This window comes from Pseudoalteromonas sp. SG43-3, from assembly GCF_014164385.1.
Lineage (GTDB): Bacteria > Pseudomonadota > Gammaproteobacteria > Enterobacterales > Alteromonadaceae > Pseudoalteromonas > Pseudoalteromonas distincta.
Genome location: NZ_JACJFC010000009.1, coordinates 107,571 through 119,918, shown reverse-complemented (window position 1 = coordinate 119,918; position 12,348 = coordinate 107,571). Strand labels below are relative to the sequence as shown.

Genomic DNA, 12,348 nt, shown 5'->3' with positions numbered 1-12,348 from the left:
TGGAGCACGTATTTTATGTCTGAGCAGACACAAAACCCTGAGCAAGAAGTAGAATTAAACGAAGAAATTTCTAAAATGCAGGCTGATGTAGAAGCAGCAGTAGAAGCCGCTGATCAACATGCAGAAGAAGAGCAAAGCCCTGAAGCAGAAATAGCTATGCTATATGCAGAGCTTGAAGCTGCTAAACAAACTATTGCTGATCAAAAAGATGGTGTTGTTCGTGCTGCAGCAGACGTAGACAACATTCGTCGTCGTGCAGCACAAGATGTAGAAAAAGCGCATAAGTTTGCACTAGAAAAATTTGCTAACGAATTACTACCTGTAATTGATAATCTTGAGCGTGCTATTGAGTTTTCTGATAAAGAAAATGAGACTTTAAAGCCGTTGCTTGAAGGTATCGATATGACAGTTAAAAGCTTTAACGATGCTGTTGCAAAGTTTGGTGTTGAAATTGTAAACCCTCAAGGTGAGCAGTTTAATCCAGATTTTCATCAAGCAATGTCAATTCAACCAAGTAACGATGTAACACCTAATACAGTACTTGCTGTTATGCAAAAAGGTTACACATTGAATGGTCGTTTATTACGCCCTGCAATGGTTATGGTTTCTAAAGCTGCTGATGCTTAATTGAATTATTAGTTTTAAAAAATGCCTCATATTGAGGCATTTTTTTTGTCTTTTTTATAGTGAATTAACTGTACGAGCATAGTAAGCAAAACAGCGCTGAACATTAAACTTGAAAACGGCACTGCGCTTTTTGCATGCATAATAGCGAGTAGTGGGCCAACTAATGCGCCACTGCCAAAACGAAGTGTGCCAATTACGGCCGTTGCCGTGCCTGTGTTTTTTTCAAACTTCATTAATATTAGCGAGTCAGCATTACTTGCAGTGACGCCTAAGCTCATCATTAATGGCGCAATAGCAGCCACAATATAATAAAGTGATAAATGCAATAAGCTAAATGTTAACAAAGCCAGCCCCGATACTAATCCAAATGTAAGCCCAATATAGAGCATTTTTCGAGAGCCCAGCCTTGGTACAATTCGCGTATTTAAAAAGTTACCAAACATCAGCGCCATTACGTTAAAGGCAAATAACACACCAAATAACTGTTCTGACACTTCATATAAATCTAAATAAATAAATGGTACTGAGGTCAAAAAGCAAAAAAATCCAAACGATACAAACATAGAACTGAGTATGTCGGCACGTGCATCTTTATTACTGAGTACTGTTTTATAGCTATCAAAAAATAGAGCGAGACCCTTTTTTTCGTTTTTGTGAATAGGAATATCAATTAGATACACTTGCACAAACGCCAATATTAAAAAGCTATACCCAGCAAGAACCAAAAATATGGTTGACCAAACAGAAAATCCTAAAATAAACGAGCCAACAGAGGGGGCAACTAACGGCGCTACCATCATAATCATCGACACATACGACATTCCCTTAGCTGTATTTTGCTGATAAATATGGCGAATAATACCCGGTACTACTACCGTTGCTGCCGCTCCCGTAAATGCTTGCACTGCTCGAAGAGTCCAAAAAGCATGGATTTCGGTGGTAAATGCCAGTGCAAGTGAGCTTGCACCAAATAAGGTTAAGCCGATACGTGCAAGCTTACGGCGGCCAATTTGATCGGCAATGGGGCCAAAAAATAGCATCCCTAATGAATAGCCTGCTAAGTAAATACTCAACGATATTTGTACATTGGGCATATTAGTGTGTAAATCGTTTGCAATTACCAGCATGGCAGGTAAGTACATATCTATCGCCAATGGCGTAATCGCCACGATACTGGCTAATAAAGGCAATAAAATACGGGTATTAAAAGACGAGGCTGAGGCGTCCATGTGTAAACTCAACAATCACTAAAAACAAGGGTTATAGTGTAACAGGGCATTGTATTTGGATAAACTTAGTTTGCCCGCTAAGTTTATCGTCATATTGCTTTTTTTTTAATATAACGGTACATAAAGCAAATATTTTAAATTGGTACTGTGTTTGCTATTCTACAAGCAATAAAAAATTCATTACTTAAGAGAATTATCATGAAAAAACTAGTACTTGCAGTATTAGCGACAGCCGTTTTAGCCGGTTGTAAAACGTCACCAACAGGACGTACTCAAATAGCGCTTTACTCAGATCAACAAATGAGTGAAATGGGTACTGCTAGCTTTGCAGATATGAAAAAAAGCCAACCAATTAATAAAGATGCTAAAACAAATTCTTATGTAAATTGTATTGCTGAAAAAGTAGTCGCTGTATTACCAAAAGAATACGCGTCGCAAAATTGGGAAGTAGTAGTATTTGAAGATGAATCTGCTAACGCTTTTGCACTACCTGGTGGTTACATTGGGGTTCATACGGGCTTACTAAAAATAGCCACCAATCAAGACCAACTAGCAACAGTACTAGGGCACGAAGTAGGGCACGTAATTGCTGAGCATTCTAATGAGCGTGTTTCACAAAGCTCTATTTTAGATACCGGTATGCAGCTTGGTAGTGCTGCACTTGAAATGGGTAATATTCAATACCGTAACGAAATTATGCAAGGCTTAGGTTTGGGCGCACAATATGGAGTTGTTTTACCATTTAGCCGCTCTCACGAATCAGAAGCCGATACTATAGGTCTGGATTTAATGGCACAGGCGGGGTTTAATCCACAAGAGTCGGTTACACTTTGGGAAAATATGAGTGCAGCGGGCAGCGGTACAACCCCTGAGTTTTTATCTACTCACCCAGCGCCAAGTAACCGTATTAAAAATCTACAAGCGCAAATGAGTAAAGCACTTAGCGAGCAAAGCACTGCTAAAGCACAGGGTAAAAACCCACAATGCACACTGTAGTTAAGCGCTTTACTATCTGAAGTAGTGTACGTTTAGTATTAATGCGTAATTAAAATAAAACCCCTGTAAGTATTTTACCTACAGGGGTTTTATTTTAGTTTTTAAGCGTGGTTATTCAGCAGCAAGTGCTTGTTTAAATACATTTTTAAAGCGTTCGAAATCTTCAATGTGCGGCAGGTGCCCTAAATTATCCAGTTCAAATAATTGTGCGTCAGGGATAAGTGTTGCAGCGTGTTTGCCTAATTTATCATATCGACCAAGCTCGTAATCAACACCGTCTTTTTTCCAGTTACGGCCAGGGCCGGTTCTATCGCGTGTACCAATAATTAATTTAACCGGTACTGCTAAATCTTTAAATTCGGTTATTACAGGTTGAGTGAAAATCATATCGTATGTTTTTGCATTTACCCATGCCATTTGTTCTTTATCTGGGCCTTGTATTTGCCCTGTTATAAAGTCGGTTAGGGCTGAATATGTGGTATTCCACTTACCATCGTAGTAATTTTTTTGTTGGTATTTTCTTACGCCTTCTGGCGTTTTTGAAAATTCGTTTTTATAGAAAAAATTTGTATCTTTGTAATCAACATACTGCAGGTAGTTTTCAAGCCCAATAGGGTTAAGTAAAATTAATTTACTAGTTGTGTTTGGGTACATTAGTGCAAAACGACTCGCTAGCATCCCACCCATAGAGTGCCCTAATACAATTGACTCTTTTATATTAAGTGAGTCCATTAACGCATGAGTATGATGAGCAAGAGCCGCAAATGAATACTGGTAATTAGTTGGTTTAGATGATTTTCCAAAACCAATTTGATCAGGAATTAATACGCCGTAGCCTAAAGATTGCAGGTATTGCGCAGTGGTAGTCCAGTAATCTGCATTAAAATTTTTGCCGTGCATAAGCGTCACTGTAGGCATGTCGGATTTGGTAGGCTTTAAGTAAATATACGCCATTTTAAGGGACTGTTTTTGTGATTCAATGTTAAAGTAATTTACTTTAAAGTCGTACTGATAACTGCTTAAAAGTGCATCATAAGAAAGTGAAGAGGTATCTTGCGTTGTGCTCGCTAATGCATTGTTTGTTAATAACAATAAAGTAGAAAAGCAAATAACTTTAATCGACGACATTTGGTTACTCCAATTAAGGACAAATAATATGAGCTCTAATATATAAAACTCAGAATAATTCATTATAGTAACCAAACATTAAGTACTATTCAATTGAGGCTTTGTCATGCTCAACGTTGTTTAATTTGGAGATGAAAAAAGCGAAGCTAAAATAGAGCTTCGCTTATTAATGTAGGGTAAAACGAGTATCGTTAAAGCTTAAAACGTCCACTCAATATGGATTTGTGGCACTGACTCAGTGACTTCAGTACCTAGTTTATTGTGCCAGTATTGTAATTCCATACCCAACAGTAGTGTGTTTTCTTTCATTTGAAGAGCGTGGCCCATATCCCATACTAAAATAGGCTGTGCGAGTATCCACGCCTCTACATCGTTACCAAATTCATCTTCACGTTCTGCAATGTATTCAGCGTGGCCTTTAAAGCTAAATTTTTGTGAGCCAATATTAAAAGGGTATTCAAAGGCAACATCAAGCATCCAGCTATTTGTTTCAATAGGAGCCCCGCCTTTTGCTACACCTTCACTATCGTCAATGTAAGCTGTGAATAGCGTTTGAAAAAAGTTAAACCCAGGTACATCCCAGCTTAATTTAACACCAGGCAAGTATTTCATTACTTTAGCGTCGCCAGCAACGTTAATACCACCGGTAAGGCCAACATCTAATAATGCGCCTGCGCCAATTTTTTCGCCGCTAATGGCCGATAAGCTTACCGTTGAATACCACTCACCATAAAAATCAGCATCTTGGTAACCATCATCGGTATCGTCTTTACTGTAATCGATAAAAAAGAAGTTATCGCCGTAATCGTAACCCGATGCATGTTGAACCGAGTAAACAGTGGTGTTTGACTCTTGCTCAGTAAATGGGTTTTTTTGGTCGCCATTATTAATATGTAGTGCTGTGCTGCTCCAATTAGCCGCAAAAGCAGAAGACGATAAAGCAATTGATGTAAAAGTAACGAGAGGAAGTAATTTTTTAAATTTCATATCTGTATTTAACTATAATTTTAGTGACACGCGAAGGCGCGCATTATAGCAAAAGTGATTGATATGTAGAGTATTATTTTAACATATGTTGCAGCTTACTTATTAAGCTGCAACATAGTGTCGGTGTTTAAATTATGCTTTATTGCGGCGTAAGCAAATAACTGCAATGGCTGTAAATGCTAAAATAAAACAGTAATAAGAAGACGTTGATACTTCCCACGGGCTAATTTTAAACGTAGCACCTAATAACAATGCTTGGGCACCGTATGGCAATGAACCCTGTGTTACACAGGCAAATATATCAAGTAAACTGGCAGAGCGTTTACCGCTTATTTCACCGTCATCTGCTAGCTTTTTAGCAATAGGACCCGCGACAATAATAGACACTGTGTTATTAGCAATACATATATTACTTGTTAAAACTAACGCAGCGATACCTAATTGATCTGCCACTTTACGGTGCCATTTTGCAATGATTTTAGTAATCGCTTGAATTTTTTGAGCAATGTAATCAAGGCCACCATTAATACGAATAAATTCAGATAAGCCACCAATAAACATAGAAAGTAAAAATATTTCCTGCATATCAGTAAAGCCTTTGTAAATGTCTTTTACAAAGCTTGCGCCTTCGTAACTACCGGTAAAGCCCATTAATGCGGCAAAAATAATACCGCTAAACAACACTACAAATACGTTCAAGCCGGCAACTGCTAACACTAAAATAAAGGCATAAGGAAGTACTAACCAAATATCATAGTCTTTAGTTTCAACTACTTGTGCAGCAGGTGTTAAATAAAACAACAGGGCGATTGTTAGAATGGCTGCAGGGACTGCAATTTTAAGATTTTCTTTAAACTTGTCTTTCATTTCACAGCCCTGCGTGCGCGTAGCTGCAATAGTGGTGTCTGAAATAATAGATAAGTTATCGCCAAACATAGCGCCAGATACAATCGTACCGGCCATTAATGCTGGATCTATACCCGTTTTAATTGATACCGCATAAGCGATAGGGCCAATGGCGCCAATCGTACCCATTGACGTTCCCATTGCAGTAGAAACAACGGCCGCAATTAAAAACAAACCAGGGAGCAATAACGAAGGTGGAATAAGCGATAAGCCTGCATTTACTACCGCATCTACACCACCGGTTGCACTTGCCACAGCCGAAAAAGCACCTGCAAGTAAGTAGATTAAACACATGGTAATAATATTGTTGTGTCCGGCACCTTTAATAAAGGTCTCTACACATTGGTTTACCGTGCCTTTATTTAAAATAAACGCAAGCATGATGGCGGGCAATATAGCAACAGGTGCAGGTAGTTGGTAAAAAGCATAATCAACCCCTTGCGATTGCAAATACAAACCTGAGCCTAAAAATAGCGCTACAAAGGTAAGTAGGGGAAGTAAAGAAAGTATTGCTTTGTTTTTATTAAATGATGGCTGCATCATAATCCTCATAACCAGTAAAATTTATCACAGCCAAAACTCCTCTTTTAGCTGAATTTAGCAGTACAACTTTTTATTTTAAAAAGTTGTTAGCCGCAGCGTCCGCAAGCCAAAGACCAAATCGACGCGAAAGAGAAGTTTAAATGTATAGATGGCTAAAGTAAACTGGTATTGTTATTATTATTAAATTAAAAGGTCACCTGACTATTGCATGACTTTTAGATAATATCTATAAAGCAACGCGATTTTCAGCGATTAATATTTATCCAACTGCATAAAAATACCCACCTGCGTATTTTGCAATGTCCGGATATATAGCTAATAAACGGATTCAAATTAAATTAGGTAAAAACCATGACTACAAATCGAATAGGTGTTTTTGGTGCTAACGGCAGAATGGGCTTAGCCCTATTAGAAGCCGCGACAATTAAAGAGCAAACACAACTTACAGGCGCATATGTTCGTAGTGGTTCATCGCTATTGGGCATTAATGTAAATCAAGTAAATAGCGCAGCCGATAACAGTGTTAGCTTTAGCGACGAAAGTACAATAGATGATGTAGATGTTTTAATCGACTTTACGCTGCCAGCGGGTATGAAAAACCATTTAAAAACAGCTGTTGCACAAAAAATTCCTATGGTAATTGGCACAACAGGTTTAACAAATGATGATATGTCGCTATTACACGATGCCGCTAAACATATCCCTATTGTATTTGCGCGAAATTACAGCGTAGGTGTCAATGTATTACTTAACCTTGTGCAAACTGCAGCGACTAAATTTGGTGACGATTTAGATATCGAAATATTTGAAGCGCATCACCGTTATAAAATAGATGCACCATCGGGTACTGCACTGGCAATAGGTGAGTCAATCGCGCAAGCGAAAGGCTGGGATCACGACGAGGTTGCGGTATATGACCGAAGCCAAGTAGAAACAGCGAAATCTCAAAATGAGATTGGTTATTCTGTCCTAAGAGGGGGCGATATAGTAGGTGAACATACCGCATACTTCGCTACAATGGGCGAAAGGCTTGAATTAACACATAAAGCAAGTTCGAGAATGACGTTCGCTCTAGGTGCTATAAGGGCTGCAAGCTGGTTAAAAAACAAACCTGCTGGACTTTATGATATGCAAGATGTGCTAGATCTTAAGTAGTTTAGTTACTATTTTAACTGTTTGGGTCTAATTTCACCTACAGTGACTTATTTGTAACAATTAACCAAATAATGTTAGACCTAAATAGCAACTTCATGTAATATGCAGCCAATTTGCCAAAAATTACTAAATGCGTGTTTCCAATTATACCCAAGTGGCTAGTAAATCCAGGGTTTCAGTGGGAATGAAAATAGTTTTAGGCAAGAAAAATGATTGAAGGTTGAATGCTTTACATCTGCATCATTTAAGACTGCGTAAAACAATTTAAGCTCACAAAAATCTGGTTTTGACGATCCCTCTGGGTATTGGCGGGGTGTTAAGCAATTGCTTACTCCCGTTTTTTACTGTTAGGAGGTTTAACTTGACTAAATCCGCTCTGTTAGTCCTAGAAGACGGCACAGTGTTTCGCGGTACTGCAATCGGCGCTGACGGCATGTCAGTCGGTGAAGTGGTATTCAATACGTCTATGACTGGTTATCAAGAAATTTTGACTGATCCATCATACGCGGAACAAATCGTAACTTTGACGTACCCACATATCGGTAATACGGGTACCAACAGCGAAGACGAAGAAGCGAATCAAATTTGGGCTAAAGGCCTAGTGATCCGTGATTTGCCACTGCTAGCAAGTAACTTTCGTAACGAGCAATCGTTAGATGATTACTTAAAAGAACGTAATATTTTAGGTATTGCGGACATCGACACCAGAAAGCTAACTCGAATTTTGCGTGATAAAGGCGCACAAAACGGGTGTATTGTTGCCGGTGACGAGCTAGACGAAAATAAAGCGTTACAAGCCGCGCAAGCCTTCCCAGGCTTAAAAGGTATGGATTTAGCAAAAGTTGTCTCAACCAAGGAAAATTTTGAGTGGTGCGAATCAAGCTGGACATTAGGTGAAGGATTTAAAACCCTTGACGCTGCTGATGAAAAGTTTCATGTTGTTGCCTACGACTTCGGTGTAAAACGTAATATTTTACGTATGCTTGTAGACCGTGGTTGTAAACTTACAGTAGTACCAGCGCAAACTTCTGCCGCTGACGTACTTGCTTTAAACCCTGATGGTATCTTCCTATCTAATGGCCCTGGTGATCCTGAGCCATGTACTTACGCTATTGAAGCCATTCAAGCCTTTTTAGAAACCGACACACCTATTTTTGGTATCTGTTTAGGTCATCAGTTATTAGCCCTTGCCTCAGGTGCTAAAACAGAAAAAATGAAATTTGGCCACCACGGTGGTAACCACCCAGTTAAAGACCTAGACCGTAATGTAGTTATGATCACAGCTCAAAACCATGGTTTTGCAGCTCAAGAATCAAGCCTACCAAGTACGCTTCGTGCCACGCATAAATCGTTATTTGATGGAACGCTTCAAGGTATTCATCGTACTGATAAGCCTGCGTTTAGCTTCCAGGGTCACCCTGAAGCAAGTCCAGGTCCACACGATGCAGCACCATTATTTGACCACTTCATCGATTTGATGCAAGCGCGTAAACACTAATTTAACTGGAGTAATAATGCCAAAACGTACCGACATAAAAAGCATTCTTATCTTAGGCGCAGGCCCAATTGTAATTGGTCAAGCTTGTGAATTTGACTACTCTGGTGCTCAAGCGTGTAAAGCACTTAGAGAAGAAGGCTATAGAGTTATATTAGTTAACTCAAACCCTGCAACTATCATGACCGATCCTGAAATGGCCGATGCTACCTACATCGAACCAATTCACTGGGAAGTGGTAGAAAAAATTATTGAAAAAGAAAAGCCAGATGCAGTACTGCCTACAATGGGTGGTCAAACAGCATTAAACTGTGCACTTGATTTAGACAAGCACGGTGTGTTGGCTAAGCACGGCGTTGAGCTAATTGGCGCAACGGCGGATGCAATCGACAAAGCAGAAAACCGTGAACGCTTTGACGTAGCAATGAAAAACATTGGCCTTGAATGTCCTCGTGCTGAAATTGCTCACTCAATGGAAGAAGCTAAAGATACAATGAGCCGAATTGGCTTACCATGTATCATTCGTCCTTCTTTCACCATGGGTGGCACCGGTGGCGGTGTTGCTTACAACATGGAAGAGTTTGAAGAAATTTGTGAGCGCGGTTTAGACTTATCGCCAACAAACGAATTATTGATTGATGAATCACTGATTGGTTGGAAAGAGTACGAAACAGAAGTTGTACGTGATAAAAACGATAACTGTATTATTGTTTGTACCATTGAAAACTTTGACCCTATGGGTGTTCACACTGGCGATTCAATCACCGTTGCACCAGCGCAAACGCTAACCGACAAAGAATACCAAATTATGCGTAACGCCTCTATGGCGGTATTACGTGAAATTGGTGTAGAAACTGGCGGTTCTAACGTGCAGTTTGGTATTAATCCTGAAGATGGCCGTATGGTTATCATTGAGATGAACCCACGCGTATCACGTTCATCTGCACTTGCATCAAAAGCAACGGGTTTCCCAATTGCTAAAATTGCTGCAAAGCTAGCAGTAGGTTACACGCTTGACGAGCTTCAAAACGATATTACTGGCGGTAAAACTCCAGCGTCTTTTGAGCCTTCAATCGATTACGTTGTAACAAAAATTCCTCGCTTTAACTTTGAAAAATTTGCCGGTGCTAACGATCGCTTAACTACGCAAATGAAATCGGTTGGCGAAGTAATGGCGATTGGTCGTAACCAACAAGAATCATTACACAAAGCATTACGTGGTCTTGAAGTGGGTGCAACAGGTTTTAACCCAATAGTTGCACTTGATGACCCTAAAGCGAAAGAAAAAATCATCCGCGAATTACGCGAGCCAGGTGCTGAGCGTATCTGGTACATTGCCGATGCAATGCGCCATGGTATGAGCGTTGATGATGTTTATGAGCTGACTAAAGTTAATCGCTGGTTCTTAGTACAAATAGAAGATATTTTAAAAGACGAAGCAAAAATTGGTGAAGTAGGTATGGCTGGTTTAAATGCCGACTTCCTACGTAAACTTAAACGCAAAGGTTTCGCAGATCCACGTATAGCTGAAATTGCTGGTGTATCTGAAGCTGAAATTCGTAAAAAACGTCACCTATTAAACATCGTGCCAGTATACAAGCGTGTTGATACGTGCGCCGCAGAATTTAGCTCAGACACAGCTTACATGTACTCATCTTACGATGAAGAGTGTGAAGCAAACCCAACAGATAAAGACAAAATCATGGTTATTGGTGGCGGTCCTAACCGTATCGGCCAAGGTATTGAATTTGATTACTGTTGTGTACATGCCTCGCTTGCGCTTCGCGAAGACGGTTATGAAACCATTATGGTTAACTGTAACCCTGAAACGGTTTCTACTGATTACGATACATCTGATAGACTATACTTTGAGCCAATTACACTTGAAGACGTACTCGAAATCGTACGTGTTGAAAAGCCAAAAGGCGTTATCGTGCAGTACGGTGGTCAAACACCACTTAAATTAGCACGTGAGCTTGAAGCGAATGGTGTGCCAGTAATTGGTACTTCACCTGATGCGATTGACCGTGCAGAAGACCGCGAACGTTTCCAACAACTTGTTGAGCGTTTGAACTTACTTCAGCCAGAAAATGCAACAGTAACTTCAACTGAAGAAGCACTACTTAAATCAGTCGAAATTGGTTTTCCACTAGTTGTACGTCCGTCGTATGTACTAGGTGGTCGTGCAATGGAAATTGTATATGATGAAGACGACTTACGTCGCTACATGACCGAAGCTGTATCTGCATCAAACGAAGCACCTGTATTACTTGACCGTTTCTTAGATAACGCAATTGAAGTTGACGTTGACGCAATTTGCGACGGCGAGCAAGTAATTATTGGCGGTATCATGGAGCACATTGAGCAAGCCGGTGTTCACTCTGGTGACTCAGCATGTTCATTACCAGCACATTCTTTATCGCAAGAAGTGCAAGATGTAATGCGCAAGCAAGTAACAGATATGGCGCTTGAGCTTGGTGTTGTTGGCTTAATGAATACACAGTTTGCTGTAAAAGATGGCAAAGTGTACTTAATTGAAGTTAACCCGCGTGCCGCACGTACTGTACCGTTTGTATCAAAAGCAACCGGTGTAGCGCTTGCAAAAGTGGCCGCTCGTTGTATGGCGGGTCAGTCTTTGGCAAGCCAAGGTATTACTAAAGAAGTGATCCCTCCTTATTACAGCGTTAAAGAAGTTGTTTTACCATTTGCTAAGTTTCAGGGTGTGGATCCAATTCGTGGCCCTGAGATGCGCTCAACGGGTGAAGTGATGGGTGTTGGTGATACTTTCGCCGAAGCATTCGCAAAAGCACAATTAGGTGCAAGCAACACTTTACCACGCGGTGGTCGCGCGTTATTATCTGTTCGTAATAGCGATAAGCCACGCATTGTTGAATTAGCCAAGATTATGACCGACTTAGGTTTTGAACTTGACGCAACGGGTGGCACGGCACAAGCTCTTGAAGAAGCTGGCATTGAAGTACGACGTGTAAACAAAGTATATGAAGGCCGCCCGCATATTCTTGATTATATCAAGAATAAAGAGTACAGCTATATCGTTAATACCACCGAAGGTCGCCAAGCGATCGAAGATTCGAAGGTGTTACGTCGTGGTGCATTGCAAAATAAAACCAACTATACGACAACCTTGAACGCGGCTTTTGCTAACTGTACTGCTAACAAAGCAGATGACCGTAGTAAAGTAACGTCAGTTCAAGAGCTACACCTGCGATTGAACTAAGGAAATGTGCCAAGGCCAACTAGGGCCTTGGTGTTAAGTGAGAA

At 40.2% G+C, this 12,348-nt stretch carries 9 protein-coding genes; 5 read left to right on the top strand and 4 right to left on the bottom strand.

Going from position 1 to position 12,348, the window contains the following annotated elements; all coding sequences use genetic code 11:
- Positions 1-15 precede the first annotated feature (15 nt).
- Positions 16-627 (top strand): nucleotide exchange factor GrpE, encoded by a 612-nt coding sequence (gene grpE, locus H5157_RS10420; RefSeq protein ID WP_024597391.1) that lies wholly within the window; start codon positions 16-18, stop codon positions 625-627.
- A 26-nt stretch (positions 628-653) separates the two neighbouring features.
- On the opposite strand, the gene H5157_RS10415 is transcribed toward grpE, so the two are convergent.
- Positions 654-1,856, bottom strand: a complete 1,203-nt coding sequence (locus tag H5157_RS10415; protein ID WP_182724652.1) for a Bcr/CflA family efflux MFS transporter — start codon at positions 1,854-1,856, stop codon at positions 654-656.
- A gap of 198 nt (positions 1,857-2,054) precedes the next feature.
- On the opposite strand from H5157_RS10415, the gene H5157_RS10410 reads away from it, so the two are divergent.
- Positions 2,055-2,852 (top strand): M48 family metallopeptidase, encoded by a 798-nt coding sequence (locus H5157_RS10410; protein ID WP_004335391.1) that lies wholly within the window; start codon positions 2,055-2,057, stop codon positions 2,850-2,852.
- A 111-nt stretch (positions 2,853-2,963) separates the two neighbouring features.
- On the opposite strand, the gene H5157_RS10405 is transcribed toward H5157_RS10410, so the two are convergent.
- The 3 genes from H5157_RS10405 to H5157_RS10395 all read right to left on the bottom strand — a co-directional run bounded on the left by H5157_RS10405 (position 2,964) and on the right by H5157_RS10395 (position 6,413).
- Entirely contained in the window at positions 2,964-3,980 is a 1,017-nt protein-coding gene (locus tag H5157_RS10405; protein ID WP_024597205.1) for an alpha/beta fold hydrolase, read from the bottom strand.
- Between the two features lie 198 nt (positions 3,981-4,178).
- Positions 4,179-4,967 (bottom strand): nucleoside-binding protein, encoded by a 789-nt coding sequence (locus H5157_RS10400; protein WP_149602436.1) that lies wholly within the window; start codon positions 4,965-4,967, stop codon positions 4,179-4,181.
- Positions 4,968-5,099: 132 nt separating this feature from the next.
- The gene (locus H5157_RS10395) at positions 5,100-6,413 is read right to left on the bottom strand and encodes a Na+/H+ antiporter NhaC family protein (protein WP_182724665.1); all 1,314 of its coding nucleotides are present in this window, start codon (positions 6,411-6,413) and stop codon (positions 5,100-5,102) included.
- Positions 6,414-6,767: 354 nt separating this feature from the next.
- On the opposite strand from H5157_RS10395, the gene dapB reads away from it, so the two are divergent.
- The 3 genes from dapB (at position 6,768) to carB (ending at position 12,304) form a co-directional block, all read left to right on the top strand.
- Complete coding sequence (gene dapB / locus H5157_RS10390; protein WP_182724651.1) at positions 6,768-7,571, top strand: 4-hydroxy-tetrahydrodipicolinate reductase; 804 nt, start codon at positions 6,768-6,770, stop codon at positions 7,569-7,571.
- A gap of 361 nt (positions 7,572-7,932) precedes the next feature.
- Positions 7,933-9,069, top strand: coding sequence for a glutamine-hydrolyzing carbamoyl-phosphate synthase small subunit (carA, locus tag H5157_RS10385; RefSeq protein ID WP_182724650.1), 1,137 nt, complete (start codon positions 7,933-7,935; stop codon positions 9,067-9,069).
- Between the two features lie 16 nt (positions 9,070-9,085).
- Positions 9,086-12,304, top strand: a complete 3,219-nt coding sequence (gene carB, locus H5157_RS10380; protein WP_039487473.1) for a carbamoyl-phosphate synthase large subunit — start codon at positions 9,086-9,088, stop codon at positions 12,302-12,304.
- Positions 12,305-12,348 lie beyond the last annotated feature (44 nt).